This is a genomic window from Pedobacter cryoconitis, from assembly GCF_014207135.1.
GTDB classification, from domain to species: domain Bacteria; phylum Bacteroidota; class Bacteroidia; order Sphingobacteriales; family Sphingobacteriaceae; genus Pedobacter; species Pedobacter cryoconitis_D.
The window spans coordinates 95000-112815 of record NZ_JACHCC010000006.1; the positions used below are offsets into that span (position 1 = coordinate 95000).

Annotated in this window: 15 protein-coding genes; 10 read left to right on the forward strand and 5 right to left on the reverse strand. The window is 40.3% G+C overall.

Translation table 11 applies throughout. The features are described from left to right. Window position 1: 1 nt before the first annotated feature. From HDF25_RS12115 to HDF25_RS12125, 3 genes are all read right to left on the reverse strand, one after another. Entirely contained in the window at window positions 2-3475 is a 3474-nt protein-coding gene (locus HDF25_RS12115) for a response regulator (RefSeq protein WP_184625041.1), read from the reverse strand. Window positions 3476-3590: 115 nt separating this feature from the next. After that, entirely contained in the window at window positions 3591-4274 is a 684-nt protein-coding gene (locus HDF25_RS12120) for a LytR/AlgR family response regulator transcription factor (protein ID WP_184625043.1), read from the reverse strand. A gap of 4 nt (window positions 4275-4278) precedes the next feature. Beyond that, on the reverse strand, window positions 4279-5778 hold the full coding sequence (locus tag HDF25_RS12125) for a sensor histidine kinase (protein ID WP_221450895.1): 1500 nt from the start codon (window positions 5776-5778) through the stop codon (window positions 4279-4281). Window positions 5779-6062: 284 nt separating this feature from the next. Between HDF25_RS12125 and HDF25_RS12130 the strand changes: the two genes are divergently transcribed. The 3 genes from HDF25_RS12130 to HDF25_RS12140 all read left to right on the forward strand — a co-directional run bounded on the left by HDF25_RS12130 (window position 6063) and on the right by HDF25_RS12140 (window position 9231). After that, on the forward strand, window positions 6063-6410 hold the full coding sequence (locus HDF25_RS12130) for an ArsC family reductase (protein WP_184625045.1): 348 nt from the start codon (window positions 6063-6065) through the stop codon (window positions 6408-6410). Window positions 6411-6512: 102 nt separating this feature from the next. Continuing rightward, complete coding sequence (locus HDF25_RS12135) at window positions 6513-7244, forward strand: hypothetical protein (RefSeq protein ID WP_184625047.1); 732 nt, start codon at window positions 6513-6515, stop codon at window positions 7242-7244. A gap of 16 nt (window positions 7245-7260) precedes the next feature. Beyond that, entirely contained in the window at window positions 7261-9231 is a 1971-nt protein-coding gene (locus tag HDF25_RS12140) for a M1 family metallopeptidase (RefSeq protein WP_184625049.1), read from the forward strand. 53 nt (window positions 9232-9284) lie between these two features. Here the strand turns inward: HDF25_RS12140 and HDF25_RS12145 are convergent, their stop codons facing one another. Both HDF25_RS12145 and HDF25_RS12150 read right to left on the reverse strand, forming a co-directional pair. Next, window positions 9285-10595, reverse strand: coding sequence for a mechanosensitive ion channel family protein (locus tag HDF25_RS12145; RefSeq protein WP_184625051.1), 1311 nt, complete (start codon window positions 10593-10595; stop codon window positions 9285-9287). A gap of 29 nt (window positions 10596-10624) precedes the next feature. Continuing rightward, the gene (locus tag HDF25_RS12150) at window positions 10625-11269 is read right to left on the reverse strand and encodes a hypothetical protein (RefSeq protein ID WP_184625053.1); all 645 of its coding nucleotides are present in this window, start codon (window positions 11267-11269) and stop codon (window positions 10625-10627) included. Between the two features lie 337 nt (window positions 11270-11606). Between HDF25_RS12150 and HDF25_RS12155 the strand changes: the two genes are divergently transcribed. The 7 genes from HDF25_RS12155 to HDF25_RS12185 all read left to right on the forward strand — a co-directional run bounded on the left by HDF25_RS12155 (window position 11607) and on the right by HDF25_RS12185 (window position 17806). After that, window positions 11607-11828, forward strand: coding sequence for a VF530 family DNA-binding protein (locus tag HDF25_RS12155; protein WP_184625055.1), 222 nt, complete (start codon window positions 11607-11609; stop codon window positions 11826-11828). 102 nt (window positions 11829-11930) lie between these two features. After that, the gene (locus tag HDF25_RS12160) at window positions 11931-12632 is read left to right on the forward strand and encodes a hypothetical protein (protein WP_184625057.1); all 702 of its coding nucleotides are present in this window, start codon (window positions 11931-11933) and stop codon (window positions 12630-12632) included. A 169-nt stretch (window positions 12633-12801) separates the two neighbouring features. Then, entirely contained in the window at window positions 12802-13215 is a 414-nt protein-coding gene (gene rpsL, locus HDF25_RS12165; protein WP_008244597.1) for a 30S ribosomal protein S12, read from the forward strand. A 16-nt stretch (window positions 13216-13231) separates the two neighbouring features. Further along, window positions 13232-13699, forward strand: coding sequence for a 30S ribosomal protein S7 (gene rpsG / locus HDF25_RS12170; protein WP_041878496.1), 468 nt, complete (start codon window positions 13232-13234; stop codon window positions 13697-13699). Window positions 13700-13715: 16 nt separating this feature from the next. Continuing rightward, entirely contained in the window at window positions 13716-15830 is a 2115-nt protein-coding gene (fusA, locus tag HDF25_RS12175; protein ID WP_184625059.1) for an elongation factor G, read from the forward strand. Window positions 15831-15891: 61 nt separating this feature from the next. After that, window positions 15892-16197: a 30S ribosomal protein S10 gene (gene rpsJ, locus HDF25_RS12180; RefSeq protein WP_008244591.1), complete on the forward strand. Its 306-nt coding sequence runs from the start codon at window positions 15892-15894 to the stop codon at window positions 16195-16197. Window positions 16198-16477: 280 nt separating this feature from the next. Continuing rightward, a complete protein-coding gene (locus tag HDF25_RS12185) occupies window positions 16478-17806 on the forward strand; it encodes an outer membrane beta-barrel protein (protein WP_184625062.1) in 1329 nt (442 codons plus the stop codon). Window positions 17807-17816 lie beyond the last annotated feature (10 nt).

A 17816-nucleotide genomic window follows, 5' to 3' on the forward strand; every position in this document is an offset into this window, starting at 1 on the left:
ATTAACTTAGCCAGACTCTTAACATAGACAATAACTGATCAATATCTACAGGTTTAGCAATGTAATCATTTGCTCCTGCTTCAATACATTTTTCGCGGTCGTTCTTCATCGCCTTAGCCGTTAACGCAATAATTGGCAGTTTCTTATATTTCTTGTGATCGCGGATGATCCGCATGGCCTCGTACCCATCCATTTCAGGCATCATAATATCCATCAGGACGAGGTCTATAGTATCCTTTTCTTCCAGTTTTTCTATAGCCTCACGACCATTATTGGCAATCACAATATTAATGTCATAGACTTGCAGGGCACTCGATAAGGCGAAGATATTTCTCATATCATCATCCGTAATCAGAATTGTTTTATCCTTCAGTACTTTCTCTATGGTCGATATTGTTTTGGTCTTTGCCTGAGTCTGAAAAGATTCCTGTTTTTTCAATTTGTTCATGAACAGGCTTACTTCATCAATCAGCCTGTCATTCGATTTGTTGGATTTCAAAACCATCGCCTCAGAATACTTCATGATATGTGCAATCTTATCCTGGTCAAGTTCCATTGCCGTATTGATGATAACCGGGATATGGGTAAACCTGTCCTGTGTTTTTATCTTATCCAGCAGGTCGAAACCTGAAATATCAGGAAGGTTCAGGTCCAGTATGATACAATCGAAGGACTGATCTTCCAGCATTTCGAGTGCTTCCTGACCAGTAAATGCCTGGGCAACCTCAATACCTTTTTCTACCAGCTGCTCTTTTACAGCAAGACTTTGCAGTTCATGATCTTCGATAATCAGTACTGTCTGGAAATCATATAAGATGTGTCCCGTATTCAACATAGAGAAAGCATGATCAAGCTGATCACTCTCAATGGGTTTTTTTAAGAAACCTATGGCACCTTCTTTCAATGCGCGTTCACCTTTCACCTCACCAGCCGACATCATATGAACCGGGATATGTTTGGTTTTCGGATTTGCCTTTAAACTTTTCAGAATGCTCCATCCATCCATTACCGGAAGCATAATATCCAGAATAATAGCATCCGGGAGATTCGTTTCTGCCATTTTCAATCCGGTGTCACCACTGTGTGCCAGTATAGGATCAAATCCTTTATCTATAGCATAATCTTTCAGTACATCAGCAAATACCAGGTCGTCTTCAACGATTAATAAGGTCTGTTTCCTGTTCTTATTTACCGGTAACAGAATAGGCTCTTCGGGGATTAAAGGAATAACCGGGGTTTCTGGCTGTGGTTTAGCCTCTGGGTTTATCACCGATTCGGATATGGCATGGTTGGCCGGCAGATAAAGCGTAAAACAGCTTCCTGCATTCGACTCGCTGCTTACCTGAATCTCACCACCCAGAATATTCGCCAGTTCTTTACTGATAGATAACCCAAGACCTGTACCCCCATATTTCCTGCTTGTTGTACCATCTGCTTGTTTAAAAGCTTCAAATATCAGTTTCTGCTTATCTTCAGGAATACCAATTCCCGAATCTTTCACACTGAAGGAAATGACAGATTGTTTATTGTTTCTCAGGTTTTCGGAATGAAATTTAAGTGTGCTTTCAGCTATATCGATGTTCAGCGTGATTTCTCCGTTTTCGGGGGTGAACTTAAAGGCATTGGAGAGGAGGTTTTTAATGATCTGTTCCACTCTTGACAGATCGGTAATGATACGTTCCGGTAAATCAGCACCCAGGTGAATCTTGTAATCTATTTTCTTACTTCGGGCAATCTCGGTAAACAGCGATTCCATATTCTGTTTGATCTCCTGTGGTCTTACCGGTTCAAAGTCAAGGTCAACCTTACCCGATTCAATTTTAGAGAGATCCAGGATATCATTAATCAAAGTAAGCAGATCGCTTCCGGCGTTATGAATTACCCCGGCATATTTAAGCTGCTCAGCATTTAAGTTTTCCGGTCTGTTTTCTTTTAAAATTCTGGCCAGGATTAATATACTGTTCAATGGGGTCCGTAGTTCGTGGCTCATATTAGCCAGGAACTCAGATTTATATTTGCTGGATACTTCCAGTTCTTCTGCCTTCAGGCTCATAGCCTCCCTGGCTTCGTTCACAGAGATATTCCGTTCTTCCAGTAAACTTGCTTTCTCTTCCAGTTCTGCATTAGTCTGGCGGAGTTCTTCCTGCTGCACCCTCAGTTCTTCTTCCGATGCCTGTAACTCTTCAGATTTATGCAGCAGTTCTTCATTGGTAGTTCTTAATTCTTCCTGCTGACTTTCTAACTCTTCGGCCTGTTGCTGTGTCTGCATAAACAGTTCACGCAACTGGGCCCTGGCTATAGCGCTGTTCAACCCAACGCCTATACTTTCGGTAATTGTACTAAAGAAAGTATGAACCATTTCTGTGGGTTCTTTTGCAAGACCCATTTCAATCACTGCTATAGTCTCCTCTTCAAAAAGAACGGGTAACAGGACAATAGTACTAGGTATTGTCTCTCCCAGGCCGGAAGTAACTTTCATGTAATCGGCCGGTATTTCATCCAGCTGTTTAATCCGCTGCTCTAAGGCTACCTGTCCGACCAGACCCTGGCCCAAGGCAATCTCTCTGATTTTACCTTTCTTTTCCTGATAAGCATATCCGCCGCTGAACTGTAAAGTCTGTTTAACCCGGTTGAACAGATAAATTGCACCTACGGGGGCAGATAAATAGTTACATAACTCCGTGATGATATGCGTAGACAATTCTTCTATTTCCTGTTCGCCACGCATCGACTCATTCACTACTGAAGCACCCGATAACAGCCAGTTTTTCTGTTTGTTCTCTTCAGAGAGTATTTCCAGCTGCTCGTTGTTCTCGCGAATGGTGATCTCTGTTAACTTCTGCGCATCAAAGGTCCTTTTAATAAAGCTGAACAAGTATAAAAACAAACCAAAAATGATGACCGAACTGACGATGACAATGACGGTACACTGGACTGCACTGTCAACACGTTTCACAGTTCTTAATTTCAGGAGCTTGCTTTCTGCTTTAATCGCATTATTATTGGTGCGGAGCATATTCTCTTTAGCGATTTTTCCCTTGTCGGTCAATATCATCTGAACAGCGGCTTCCCTGCCTTTGGTCTGATTTTCCTGAAGAACTGTTTCCATATCTTTAACTTTCTCCGAGGCATACATTTCCAGAGAATCAAGTCTTTGCTGCTGAGATGGATTGTCAACGGTCATTTTTTGCATTTCCCTGATCCTGGGCAGGATATTGTGTATGTTCTTATTGTAGATATCAAGATAGGAGCTACGCTGCGTAAGAATATATCCCCTTAAAGAGGTTTCGGAGTTGAGTACCTTTAATTCTACGTCCTGTGCTACATCTATGACATCATAAGTGTGGTTTTCCCAGGCAGAATCTTCATTCATTTTATTGATGCTGATGCTGGAAGTAATTGCAGATATCAGAACAAATAACAAGGAAATAACGAAGCCAGTTAAGACTTGCTGTTTGAATGTGAGTTTAAACATATGTGTTTTAAATTCAGATAGTTAAAATTTAGCATCCCGAAATAAATGAAAATGCCAGACAATAATACTGATAAATATGCATCTGTGAAGATTCGTACACAAATAACCTGCTTTTTTATAGATCCAGCAGACATTGGGCGTAAGTCGGCCCAATCGGAATAAGCTGATCACCAATCCAGATCTGGTTCCGGTCAAATTTGGTAATGGCGTTTTTTGCGACAATAAATGCCCTGTGGGTACGAATGAATTTTTGAGATGGAAGTAAGGCCTGCATTTCACTGACCGGCATCCGTGTGCTTAACAAAGGTTTGTTCAACAAATTGATCCGTGTATAATTGCCATCAGCTTCAATATACAGAATCTCATCGATAGCTACTTTGATCTGCTCATAACCATCCTTAATAAAAATGTAGACGGGCTGAGCTGGCGAAGTTATTTTTTTGCGTAAGCTGTAAAGTTCTTCTGCCTTATTGCAGGCTTTTAAGAATCTCGCCAATGAGAAGGGCTTAAGCAGATAATCCAGGGCATTCAGTTCAAACCCTTTAATGGCATGTTCTGCATAAGCGGTCGTAAAAATAACCAGCGGAGGATTACTTAAGCTGTTTAAAAAGTCAATGCCGCTGATGTCCGGCATTTTAATATCCAGGAAGATCAGGTCCACTTCATGCTGCTGCAGATAAGAAATGGCTTCAAAAGCATTGGTAAACACAGCCTCCAGGCTTATAAAAGAAACTTTAGAGGCATGTGATCTGACTACATCCAAGGCTATGGGCTCATCATCTATGGCTATGGCAATCATTTTTTTAATCCAGGTTCAATGTCAAATGTATGAAAAACTCTTTAGCACTTTCCCTGATAATTAATTCATGTTTTTTAGGATAGAGTAAGCTTAGCCTTTGTTTTACATTCTGAAGGCCTATTCCACTGTTTAATTTCTCAGGGTCTCCGTCAGCTTTCAGATAAATACTGTTATGAACATCAAAATAAAGTGTATTTGCTTTAGTTTGCAGGGTGATTTTGATATGTGACGGAAATTGAAGACTAATGCCATGTTTGAAGGCATTTTCAACAAAGGGGATCAATAACATTGGTGAAATCTTCAGATCGGTAAACTGTTCCTCGATCTCTGTATTGATGATGATGTCAACTGTGGTAGAGGTCCTGAGTTTCTGCAATTCGATATAGTTATTCAGGTAATCAATATCTCTGCTTAGGGAGATCTTATCCTGCATGTTTTCCTGAAGCATAAAACGCATCATATCTCCCAGTTTCTGGATGCCTTCGCCGGTACGCTCTGCCTTTTCCTGTAAAGCAGTGCCGTAAAGTGTGTTTAGTGCATTGAACAGGAAATGTGGGTTGATCTGGGATTTAAGAAAACCCAGTGTAGCATCCGATTTGCCCAGTTCCTTTTTCAGCGAAAATATCTGTTCATCCGTAGCATTCCTGGTTTTGTAAATATACCAGGCCAGTGGTGTGCTGATTAATAACTGCGCCGGAATATGAAATGCATTTACAATTGGAAACAGTTCACCCCAACCGCTAATAATAAAAGCAATCAATCCTAAGGGAATGGATAAAACCAGGGTCAGTAAAATATTTTTGCCCAGGTAACTGCGAAACCCTTTCCCCTGCGAGATGAGCATGGGGATCATATAATAGATTCCATAGATAGTCATGAAGGTACAGGATGCGATGACCAGGGTCCAGCATAGAATAGCGTTGAAATCTACCCCGATCGCCAGCCAGACCAGGATACCAACAAACCAGAAGCCCGCCCCGAAGGCGATCTCCAGTTTCATCCTTTTTTCACTTATATTTTCATCGTTCTCAACCAGGTAAATAATCAGCTTTTTGAGTGCGGTGTAAATAGAAATCAACAGGATCAGCCAGGCGGCATAGGTGAAGCCATCAAAGAATATCTTATTATAGGCTTCATCTATATTGTCGTAGCTGACCAGCAACCATGCCTTACTATAAGTTTGGGTGATACTGAGTACGAGTCCCGAAAACAGGTACACCCCCAGTAGAATAGATAAGTTGATACCAGTATTGATCTTTTTATATAATGGGGGCAGGCAACAGAAATTAAGTAGCAGGAAGCTAAAATACAGAATAGAATACTTGAACAGGCCCGGCATAAAGTAATTCGAAAGATAGCTGAAGTTTATTTTGGCAGCATCGAATTCGTAGGGTGCATTATTATGTTGAGAGCCATGAGAAATCAGCATCAGAATAGCAAACCCATAGATAATACTGACTGCCCAGAATTCTATTTTGCTTAAGTCTTTAATGTCTATTTTCATGTTAACTGGATTAGTCATATTGTTTGAATTGGTGTACAATACTACAAAGGGTTTTTCTTTATGTCGTTAAAATGTGATGAATGCCTTAAAAAATGTGATGAATGAGGAAACCATCATGATTTTTCAAATTACGCAACGAAATGGAAACAAAATCATGATAGCTTCCTCTCCATTTAAAAACAAACCGAGCTTGCGAGTTCATTGATACAAATAAAAATATCAATACAAATCAATAATATATACTCTGATGAAATATAGGTATCTTAGGCTTTTATTTTATACAGATGATAGTTTACGGAATCCCGAATTGTAATACGGTTAAGAAAGCGAGAACATGGTTAACAGACAACGGTATTGACTATGAATTCCATGATTTTAAAAAACAAGGAATCAGTGCAGAAAAACTGCATGAATGGTGTGCAGTATTTGGTTGGGAAACTGTGCTGAATAAAAAAGGTACCACCTGGAAAAAGCTGACCCCCGAGCAACAGCAACAGGTTAAAGATGAGAATTCTGCTGTGGCAGTTTTATTGACTCATACCAGTGCAATCAAGCGGCCTGTGGTAGAGCAGGATGGAAAAGCTATATTAATTAGTTTCGAGGAAGAATTATATAGCAAACTATTGAAATAGGAAACTATTACCTGTTAATTTTTGTTAAAAAGTAATACGCAGCAGTAAACTGAATTATATTTGGAACCTGCTCCTATTTAAAAAAACTCTAAACTGAAAAAAATGCTTAAGCGCTTAATTATTGTATTGTTACTTACAATACCACTATATACATTGGCACAAACAGGAATCACCGGCGGGGTATTCGACTATGACAATAAGAGTTTCCCGCTGCAAAAGGTAAACGTTCGCAACCTGAGTACTCAGGAGAGAACAGTGAGCGGAGCTGCCGGACAATTTATGATTAAGGCGGCTAAAGGAGATTTGCTTGAATTCTCTTTGCCGGGATATCATACAGATACTTTATATCTGACTAATATGTTATCTAAAACTATCTATCTGCCTGTACTGGCAACGAATCTGAAACAGGTAGATATCAAAAGTGCAAAACTTTCCAAAGATCTGGACCTGAAAGATCCCAATGCGCAAAAATACACACAAGTGCATGGGATTTCTCCAACACAGAATATACAGCGCGCTGGTGGTATCGGGTTGTCGTTTGGCTCTGGAAAAGACAGAAGGGAGAGAGAAAAAGTAAAAGCACTTGAAGAAAAGTCTGCCTATGAAGCAGATATCAGTAAGAATTTTAGTGCAGAACGGGTTAGTGGCCTGATCAAATTACAGGGTGAGGAATTAAGAGAATTTATGGAACTCTACCGTCCGACGGTAGAAAGAGTAAAGGCTGATGATCCTTTTAATTATGATTACTATATTGCAGTGGCTTATCAGACCTGGTTAAAATTACCTCCTGAACAAAGAAAGTTGCCGCCAATGAAGAAATTAGATAAGAAATAATCTAAACCCTGATATAATGAACCATCAATTTATCCAGAAAACACTCCTCTTTGTAGTGTTTTTTGCTTTTAGTATCAATTCCAACGCGCAACAACCGGTTGCCGAAAGTAAGTATGACCCTCATCAGGCATTCGGTCCATTGTTTTATACCCAGAATGGCAATGAGTTCCGTTCAGCAAGTGGTTATCCGGGGGCAAAGTACTGGCAGAACCGTGCGGACTATAATATTTCTGCAACATTGGATGACCAGAAAAATACAGTAACCGGTACAGTAACTATTACCTATAAAAACAACAGCCCGGATCAGCTTCCCTATATCTGGTTACAGCTGGATCAGAATCTTTTTGATGAGCATTCCAGGGGGAACAGTCTGATTAAATTAGGCAGTCGTTATGGTGCCAGGGGCGAAAAGGTAAATGGAGGATATAAAATCACTGATTTAGCTGTTTCTCAAAAAGCACAACCAGTTAAATTTACTTCAATTATTGAAGATACCCGGATGCAGATCCGTCTGGATAAACCTTTAGCGGCAAATGGTGAACTGATCACGATTAAAATGAATTATTCTTTTGTGATCCCTATTAACGGATCGGACAGAATGGGACACCTGACTACACAAAACGGAGAGATCTATTCTATTGCACAATGGTTTCCAAGATTATGTGTTTATGACGATGTACTGGGCTGGAATACGCTGCCTTACTGGGGAGCGGGAGAGTTCTATTGTGAGTATGGTGATATCAATTATAATGTAACAGTTCCTGCCAGTCATATTTTAATGGGTTCGGGAGAGTTGCTGAATCCGGAGGAAGTATTTACACCGACACAACTGAAAAGATGGAATGCTGCGAAATTAAGTGATCAGACTATCTCTGTGCGTACGGCCGAAGAGGTGACAGATCCTAAATCACGTCCTGCTAAAGATAAGCTGACCTGGAGATATAAAATGAGCAATACCAGAGATGTAGCCTTTGCTTCGTCAAAAGCTTTCGTTTTGGATGCTGCGAAGATTAATCTGCCAAGTGGCAAAAAATCACTGGCAGTTTCTGCTCAGCCGGTAGAGAGTAATGGTAAAGATAGTTATGGAAGAGGGGTCGAATATGTGAAGGCTACTATTGAGCATTATTCGGATAAATGGTTTGAATATCCTTATCCAATGGCTGTGAATATCGCTTCGAATATAAGTGGTATGGAATATCCGGGATTGGTTTTCTGCGGTTGGAAAGCTAAAACTGAAGAAACATGGGGAGTGATCGATCATGAATTCGGACATAGCTGGTTCCCTATGATTGTAGGTAGCAATGAACGTAAATATGGCTGGATGGATGAAGGCTTTAATACCTTTATCAATGGAATAGCTGCAGAAGCTTTTAACCATGGAGAATATAAAAAGCCAAAGGATAATGTGCAGATGGCTGCTAAATACATGGCTAAACCAGAAAGGGAGTTCATTATGGTCACCCCCGATGCAATGGTCGAAGCCAATATAGGGATTAACCTGTATTTTAAACCAGCTATGGGTCTGAATATCCTAAGAAATGAAGTGCTGGGTGCTGATCGTTTCGATTATGCTTTCAGAAACTATATCAAACACTGGGCTTTCAAACACCCTACGCCTTTTGACTTTTTCCGTTCTATGGAGAATGGAGCAGGTGAGGATCTTTCCTGGTTCTGGAGAGGATGGTTCCTGGATAACTGGAAGATGGACCAGGCAATCACCAGCGTAACCCCTGTTAAAAAGGACGATCAGCTGGTAGGTTATGATATTGTGGTGGCGAACCTGGAAAAGATGCCTATGCCGATCATTTTGCAGATAAAAACAAAGAGTGGTAAGGTAGACGTGGTTAAGGTTCCTGTAGATGTCTGGATGAGAAATAAGAGCTGGACAATTAATTATCCGACTACTGAAGAGATCGTATCTGCAGTGCTTGATCCGGATAAGGTTTTACCGGATGCGGATGCAACAAACAATACCTGGTCTAAATAGGTGTTTCCGATTTAAAACAAAAGGTTTGCTAACATTAGCAAACCTTTTGTTTTTTAAGCCTTCCGGTTAATGGTCAGCGGGTCATTAAAGCTGATGCTGGTGGTGTCTCCCGAAGCTTCCGACTCATAGATCTGCAGATCAAAATAACGCGCCGCTGCAATCAGATGATCAAATATGTCTGCCATGATATATTCATAGTCTGCCCATTTCGTTGTACTGGTGAAAACATAAAGTTCAATCGGCAGACCATTCGGTGTCGGTGCAAGTTGTCTGACCATCATAGTCATCTTTTTATGTGTACCGGAATGATTAGATAAATAATTGTCGATATATTTTCTGTAGAGTCCGGCATTAGTCAGATTCCTTCCGTTAATGAGTAATGACTTATCTATACCCAGACGTTCATTGTTTTTATCAATGTCTTTTTGTCTGTGCTCGATATAACTGGTCAGAGACTGTATTTTTTTGTATTCCGTTACTTCCTCAGGCGTAATGAACCTGATACTTGCCTGTTTGATCAGGATAGCCCTTTTAATTCTTCTTCCGCCTGCTTCTGTCATTCCCCGCCAGTTCTGAAAAGAATCCGAGATCAGGGAATAGGTAGGGATGGTAGTAATCGTTTTATCAAAATTCTGAACTTTCACAGTGGTGAGGTTGATGGCAATCACATCCCCGTCAGCACCATACTTAGTCATGGTGATCCAGTCGCCAATCCTGACGGTGTCATTGGCTGATACCTGGATACTGGCTACAAAACCCATGATGGTATCTTTAAACATCAGAAGCAGAACTGCTGAGATGGCACCCATTGCAGTAAAGAAGGCAAAAGGGGATTGTCCTGTCAGATGGGAGAAAATCACCACGGCGCCCATCAGGTAGAGAATCATCCGCATAACCTGCATATAACTGTCCAGGGGTTTTTCGCGGAAGGCAGGTTGTGTCCGCAAATCATCACCGCCGGCTCTGATCAGGGCCATCACCATCCAGATGACAATAAATACCATATAACTATCAGTGATGGCATTCATTGGTTTGATCATATCCGGGAAATCCAGAAAAATGACGGGGATAAGGGCATTCACTAAAAGGAGTGGTGCACATTGTGCCAGGAAATGCGGAAAACGATTATTCAGTAAATGGTGAAAGAACTTGATTTTGGAGCGTTTGCTGAAACGGATCAATACAATACGTAATATCCTTCTTACCACATGGTGAAAGACATATATAATGATAATCAGTAAAAAGAGCAGGGCAAAAAGATTGATATAGGCGGCCAGCTCTTCAGTAACGCCCCATTTTACCAATAAATTATAGGTCCAGCGGCCAATAGTATTTGCAGAATGGGTAAATCTAAATTCTCTCATCCGGGATTATTCGTGAACTTAAGCGTTATTTAACGGGCTTTAAAAAAACTCTCTTTTAATTTCTGTGCATCGATCAGTGGTTCTGGTTCATCCAGTCTGATTAACCAGCCTTTTTGTTTCAGCAGGGCAATATCTACTTTGGCTACAGAAAGATCTTTGCCTTTAATGTTTTCACGGTAGATCAACGGAGCTGGTGGTTCAATATTTGCCGCAGTGGAGAATAAGATCTCTATATTGAATTTTGGCCATAATTGTATATCGCCCAGATTCGCAGAGAAGATCTTTTTGGCACTGTTTGCAGGAATGATGGCTGCGAACTCGCCTTTATAGTTTCCTCCTTTTTCAGTAGTCAGTGTAGCAAGCAGCTGGAAAGAAGTTTCATTCAGCAGATTGAAATGCGCTACTGCTGTACTGTGCTGATCAGTAATCAAAGCCAGATAAACGCCTTCTTTTTTGAATTCGGCAACAGGGGCTACTACAGTCTGACGATTGGTAACTACTGTATTCTCATCTGGAATCTCACCATGTACCAGGGTTACTTTTGAAGCCGGTACCGGAATCTCAAAATCATTTGCATCAGTAACACCAATAGTATCCTTGTCAATAATGCGGGTAATATACCCCTCTATATTTTCGTCTACAAAACGAACAAAATCACCTAAGTTAAAATTCATATGATAGTTATTTTAAGGGACCGCGTATGCGATTCTATACAAACCTAAGGAATTATAAGAATAAAAGGGTAATGGTCTCGATCAGCTAAGACATTAATAGGGTTGTAGTCGGGTGGTGGTCGGGTACTGGTCGGGATGCGCCCAGTATTGAGTTAATCCAGGCCCAAGGCCGGTCCATATATTTCAACTAGTTAAAATACATGGACTATTGATACACTAAATCTATGTCAGCAGTGCATTTATCCCGACCAGTATCTAAGTGCAATTCAACCAGTATTAGTTCAGGAGAGCCTGTTTATGCGCTAAGTTTTTTATCTTTGCCCACACGTGAAATTTTATGACGGAAGAAAAACAAGTTAACAATCCACTGCACGGGAAAACACTCGAGTTTATCCTGAAACAATTAGTCTGGCATTACGGATGGCCGGAATTAGGTACACTTGTCCGTATAGCCTGTTTTAATAACGACCCGAGTCTGAAATCAAGCCTTAAATTTTTAAGAAAGACAGACTGGGCACGTAAAAAAGTAGAAAAACTTTATCTGAATACTTTCCATTAAAATTTAGAAGCGTGATACCGCCCGCAGTTTAACCAATTCTTAAAAATTGTTAAATATTCAGGGTAGCTCTGTTGTTGCGGGTTAAAATGCTTATTTTTAAGCATGTTCCGAAAGCTCGTTTTTCTCCTCCTGATCAGTATTTTTAGTTTAGCTGTACATGCACAGCAGGTTCAGGGAACTGTCGCTGACAGAGCTACACAACTGAGGTTAGGGCAGGTAGAGGTTTTGAATCAGCAAACCAGGCAAAAGACTATGACGAATGCCAAAGGTGAATTTACAATTGCCGCTGCTGTTAATCAGGTGCTCGTTTTTAATCAACCGGGTTATCTGCCGGATACGCTCTTTCTGGTAGACCTCAAGCCTGTAAAAAGATATTTATCCCTTAATAATAGATTACTGCATACAGTGGAAATCAAAGCAGGCGCGTTTCATCCTGAAATAGAGTATGCTGATGTTTATAGTAAAGCGAGAGTAGTTCAGGTTACTCAGAATAAGCCTTTTATGTTTTCTCTGACCAGGATTTTTGCCAAAGAAGGTAAGGATGCAAGGCGGTTTAAACGGAAGCTGGAGCGGGAAAAAACGGAACGTAAGATAGACGAGCGTTTCAATGAAGCTGCTGTGAAAGCCCTGACTCCTTTAAAAGGGGCTGAGCTGGATTATTTTATGGTATTATACAGACCTTCACTTAAAGATCTGAATAAACTCGACCAGGAAGATTTTAGATTCTATTTAATGAATGCTTACAAAACGTTTAAGGCTCTTCCCCCGGAGCAAAGAATTTCACCTTCAATGCGTGATAAATAAAGCTGGTTTTTACGTTAAACAGTTTGTATTCTGTGTTTTTGGTTTTTTTATGTCCGGGTGTGATTAAATTTAAGTTAACCCCTTGATTTATAAAATGTATTGTCTTACCTTTGCAGTCCCTTATTGAGGGGTAAAGTTTTTAATAACAATATAGAAAAAACAAAAAACAATGCCAACCATTCAACAATTAGTTAGAAAAGGTAGAGTAGCACTGGAGTTCAAGAGTAAGTCTCCAGCGTTGGACAGCTGTCCACAGCGAAGAGGTGTATGTACACGTGTATATACCACTACCCCTAAAAAACCAAACTCAGCAATGCGTAAAGTTGCGCGTGTACGTTTGACCAATGGAAAAGAAGTTAACGCTTATATTCCTGGAGAAGGTCACAACTTACAGGAGCACTCCATTGTATTGATCCGTGGTGGTCGTGTTAAAGATTTACCAGGTGTACGTTATCACATCATCCGTGGAGCATTAGATACTTCAGGTGTTGCTGGTCGTAACCAACGTCGTTCTAAATACGGTACTAAACGCCCTAAACCAGGACAAGTAGCTGCCGCACCAACAAAAGGTAAAAAGAAATAATTAGGAGGAAAAACAAATGAGAAAGTCAAAACCAAAAAAGAGAATTATCCTTCCTGATCCAAAATTTAACGATGTTCAGGTGACGAGATTTGTAAACAATATGATGTACGATGGAAAAAAATCTATCGCATATTCAATTTTTTACGATGCAGTAGAATTAGCTGAGAAAAAAGCTGGTGAGAATGGATTAGAAGTGTGGAAACGTGCTTTAACGAATGTAATGCCTGCAGTAGAGGTTAAGTCACGCCGTGTTGGTGGTGCTAACTTCCAGGTTCCTACAGAAGTTCGTCCTGACCGTAAAATTGCTTTAGGCATGAAATGGTTAATTTCTTATGCACGCAGACGTGGTGAAAAAACCATGAAAGAAAAATTAGCAGGAGAAATCGTTTCAGCTGCTAAAGGTGAAGGCGCTGCAGTTAAAAAGAAAGAAGATACGCACAAAATGGCTGAAGCCAACAAAGCGTTCTCACATTTCCGTTTTTAATTATTGAAAACATAAGATGTCAAGAGATTTAAAATTCACAAGAAACATTGGTATTGCTGCACACATTGATGCTGGTAAAACCACTACAACAGAACGTATCCTTTATTATGCTGGTGTTAGTCACAAAATTGGTGAAGTGCACGAAGGTGCAGCAACAATGGACTGGATGGCACAAGAACAGGAACGTGGTATCACTATTACTTCTGCTGCTACTACTGTTGGCTGGAAATACAGAGGACAGGATTACCATATTAACATTATCGATACACCGGGTCACGTGGATTTTACCGTTGAGGTAAACCGTTCACTACGTGTATTAGATGGTTTGGTGTTCTTATTTTCTGCGGTTGATGGTGTTGAGCCTCAATCTGAAACTAACTGGCGTTTGGCTAACAACTACAACGTTGCCCGTATTGGCTTCGTAAACAAAATGGACCGTTCTGGTGCAGATTTCTTGAAAGTTGTTGGACAGGTTAAAAGCATGTTAGGCAGTAATGCAGTTCCTTTGCAATTACCAATCGGTGCTGAAGAAGGCTTTAAAGGTGTGGTTGATTTAATCAACAACCGTGGTATCGTTTGGAATGAGCATGATAAAGGTATGACCTTTACTGAAGTGCCAATTCCAGAAGATATGCTGGATGAAGTTGCTGAATGGAGAGAAAAATTATTAGAATCTGTTGCTGAGTATGATGAGTCTTTGATGGAGAAATTCTTCGAAGCTCCTGAAACTATCACTGAACGTGAAGTTTTAGACGCATTACGTCAGGCTGTATTAGATGCTAAAATTGTACCTATGGTTTGTGGTTCATCTTTCAAAAACAAAGGTGTTCAAACCATGCTTGATTACGTGATGGAATTATTGCCTTCACCAATGGATCAGGAAGGTGTAATTGGAACTAACCCTAATACAGGTGAAGAAGTTTTACGTAAACCAAGTGAGGCAGAGCCTTTTGCAGCTTTAGCATTTAAAATTGCAACGGATCCTTTCGTAGGTCGTTTATGTTTCATCCGTGTTTACTCGGGTAACTTAGAGGCTGGTTCATACGTGTATAACGCACGTTCTGAAAACAAAGAACGTATCTCCCGTATCTTCCAAATGCATGCAAATAAGCAAAATCCTATTCCAAATGTTGGAGCTGGTGATATTGCTGCGGTTGTAGGCTTTAAAGATATCAAAACAGGTGATACACTTTGTGATGAGAAAAACCCAATCATTCTGGAGTCAATGAACTTCCCTGAGCCGGTTATTGGTTTAGCTATTGAGCCTAAAACTCAAGCTGATGTCGATAAATTAGGTATCGGACTTTCTAAACTGGCTGAAGAAGATCCTACATTCAGAGTACAAACTGACGAGGATTCTGGTCAGACTATTATCTCTGGTATGGGTGAGCTTCACTTAGATATCCTGATTGACCGCTTAAAACGTGAGTTTAAAGTAGAGGTTAACCAGGGAGCTCCACAAGTTTCTTACAAAGAAGCAATCACTGGTACTATTCAACACCGTGAGACGTATAAAAAGCAATCTGGTGGTCGTGGTAAATTCGCGGACATTCAAGTTGTTATTTCGCCAATCGATGCTGATTATGAAAAAGGTGGTTTACAATTTGTAAACGAAATTTCAGGTGGTTCAATTCCACGTGAATTTATTCCTTCAGTTGAAAAAGGATTTGCTGCTTCAATGGCGAATGGAGTATTGGCTGGTTACCCACTACCAGACATGAAAGTTCGTTTAATTGATGGTTCATTCCACGCAGTCGATTCAGATGCTTTATCATTCGAACTGGCAGCTAAAATGGCTTACCGTGAAGCATTACCTAAATGTTCTCCTGTATTGATGGAGCCAATCATGAAAATCGAAATCTTAACCCCTGAAGAAAACATGGGTGATGTTATCGGTGACATGAACCGTCGTCGTGGTCAGCTTTTGGGAATGGATACACGTAACGGTTCTCAGGTAATTAAAGCAACTGTGCCTCTTTCTGAAATGTTTGGTTATGTAACTCAGTTACGTACTATCACTTCAGGTCGTGCAACTTCAACTATGGAGTTTGATCACTACGAGCCAGCACCTAGAAACGTTATGGAAGAAGTAATTGCTAAATCAAAAGGCAGAATCAAATCTGCAGAGTAATAAAAATAAACCGGCCGCCTGTTATTAATAGCTCTAACAGGCAGCCTTAAATAAAAATAAGATGAGCCAAAGAATCAGAATTAAATTAAAATCTTACGATTACAACTTGGTAGATAAATCTGCTGAGAAAATCGTTAAGACTGTAAAGCCAACAGGCGCAGTAGTTAGCGGACCAATTCCGTTGCCAACAGAAAAGAAAATCTTCACTGTTTTACGTTCACCACACGTGAACAAAAAAGCACGTGAGCAGTTTCAATTATGTGCTTACAAACGTTTGTTAGATATTTATAGCTCTAACTCTAAAACAGTTGATGCTTTAATGAAACTTGAATTACCTAGCGGTGTTGAAGTAGAAATTAAAGTTTAATGTTGCTTTAGTGTAATAAAAAGGCCTTCGGAATCTCCGGAGGCCTTTTTTGGTTTAAGGCATTTTGTGCTGCGGGCTGGAATTTTCAGCGGATCTGTTTCTTTTTGAAAAACACCCTTCCATTATGGAAAGGTGTTTTTCGTTTGCAATTTTTAAATAGTATATTTATTTATTTTATAGCATTGATAATGTGGTTATTATCTTTTTTTTTGGATCAGGTGGCATTGATTTGGATAACACCTGTGAAATTATTAAACAAAAAAAACACACCAGATTAGCAATGAAAAAAACACTACTGACGATGGTTGCGATAGCGACTGTTGCATTCCAGGTTCATGCACAACAAGACACCTTAAAAAAAGTAAAAAAAGATACTGTGGCCCGTTCACTGCCATCCCCTCTTAATTCACCTCCTTTTCCAAGTTCAGAATGGGACGGCAGCCCTTTGATTGGTGCAAGTTCGGAGACACCAAACTACCCCTTACAAAAATTACTCGGTTTGACTAAAGGCCGTTTCAAAATTTATGGATGGATTGATGCCGGAGGTAATATCAGTTCCTCAAAACATTCCAACGCACCTGAATCCTATGATTTAGTGCCTAATGGTGTAGTACTGGATCAGGCCATCATCAAACTGGAAAGATTACCCAATACGGTACAGACTGATCATTTTGACTATGGATTTTTATTTACCAATATATTCGGGACCGATTATCGCTATACCACAAGTAAAGGTTATTTCAGTGACCAGCTGTTAAAACATAACAACAAATATGGTTATGATCCGGCTGAGATTTATGGGATGCTCTATTTTCCTAAGGTTGCAGATGGTATGGTCCTGAAGATCGGACGTTTTATCTCTCCTGCTGATATTGAAGCACAGTGGGCCCCTGATAATTACCTGTATTCACACTCGCTGATGTTTACAGTAGACCCTTATACTTTTACTGGTGCGCTGGCTATTATAAAATTAGGAGCGCACTGGCAGCTACAGGTAGGTGCACATGCCGGAAATGATATGGCACCCTGGAGTAATTCTGCCAGTCTCAATGGTTTGTTGATGGCCCGTTGGGTATCGAATGATAACAACAACTCACTTTACGGAGGAATCAATTCACTGGGAGCCGGAAAATCTAAAAATGACCATGATAATTTACAGATGGTTGTAGGCACCTGGGGTCATCGCTTTAACAAAACTTTGCACATGATGACCGAAGTTTATTATATGTGGCAAAAGGATGCTTTGGTTGGTGGTACCGTGATTGATGGTCCTCCCAAGGATTTCTTTACAGGTGTAGGTGCTGGAAGTATGATACCAGGATCGGCTAAAGCGGTTGGGGCAGTTAACTATTTCCAGATTCAGTTAGGGGATAAAGATTATATTTCAGTACGTAATGGTTATTTAAATGACCCGCAGGGAAACAGAACAGGTTATGCTACTAAATATTCGGATCATACTATTGGTTTTGTCCATCACTTTAACAGCCTGGTTATGGTGCGTCCTGAAATCAGATATGAACGTGCTTATGCGGATGGGGTAACTCCTTATGATAATGGATTGAAAAAAGACCAGTATACAGCTGCAATGGACTTGATTGTGAGATTTTAATGGGTTAATT

What these genes read in the sequence shown, in the direction of transcription:
- HDF25_RS12185 (WP_184625062.1), top strand. Translation starts at nt 16,478, where the DNA reads ATGAAAAAAACACTACTGACGATGGTTGCGATAGCGACTGTTGCATTC.
- HDF25_RS12155 (WP_184625055.1), top strand. Translation starts at nt 11,607, where the DNA reads ATGACGGAAGAAAAACAAGTTAACAATCCACTGCACGGGAAAACACTC.
- HDF25_RS12135 (WP_184625047.1), top strand. Translation starts at nt 6,513, where the DNA reads ATGCTTAAGCGCTTAATTATTGTATTGTTACTTACAATACCACTATAT.
- HDF25_RS12160 (WP_184625057.1), top strand. Translation starts at nt 11,931, where the DNA reads ATGTTCCGAAAGCTCGTTTTTCTCCTCCTGATCAGTATTTTTAGTTTA.
- fusA (WP_184625059.1), top strand. Translation starts at nt 13,716, where the DNA reads ATGTCAAGAGATTTAAAATTCACAAGAAACATTGGTATTGCTGCACAC.
- HDF25_RS12150 (WP_184625053.1), bottom strand. Translation starts at nt 11,269, where the DNA reads ATGAATTTTAACTTAGGTGATTTTGTTCGTTTTGTAGACGAAAATATA.
- HDF25_RS12120 (WP_184625043.1), bottom strand. Translation starts at nt 4,274, where the DNA reads ATGATTGCCATAGCCATAGATGATGAGCCCATAGCCTTGGATGTAGTC.
- HDF25_RS12130 (WP_184625045.1), top strand. Translation starts at nt 6,063, where the DNA reads ATGATAGTTTACGGAATCCCGAATTGTAATACGGTTAAGAAAGCGAGA.
- rpsG (WP_041878496.1), top strand. Translation starts at nt 13,232, where the DNA reads ATGAGAAAGTCAAAACCAAAAAAGAGAATTATCCTTCCTGATCCAAAA.
- HDF25_RS12125 (WP_221450895.1), bottom strand. Translation starts at nt 5,778, where the DNA reads ATGAAAATAGACATTAAAGACTTAAGCAAAATAGAATTCTGGGCAGTC.
- rpsJ (WP_008244591.1), top strand. Translation starts at nt 15,892, where the DNA reads ATGAGCCAAAGAATCAGAATTAAATTAAAATCTTACGATTACAACTTG.
- HDF25_RS12115 (WP_184625041.1), bottom strand. Translation starts at nt 3,475, where the DNA reads ATGTTTAAACTCACATTCAAACAGCAAGTCTTAACTGGCTTCGTTATT.
- rpsL (WP_008244597.1), top strand. Translation starts at nt 12,802, where the DNA reads ATGCCAACCATTCAACAATTAGTTAGAAAAGGTAGAGTAGCACTGGAG.
- HDF25_RS12140 (WP_184625049.1), top strand. Translation starts at nt 7,261, where the DNA reads ATGAACCATCAATTTATCCAGAAAACACTCCTCTTTGTAGTGTTTTTT.
- HDF25_RS12145 (WP_184625051.1), bottom strand. Translation starts at nt 10,595, where the DNA reads ATGAGAGAATTTAGATTTACCCATTCTGCAAATACTATTGGCCGCTGG.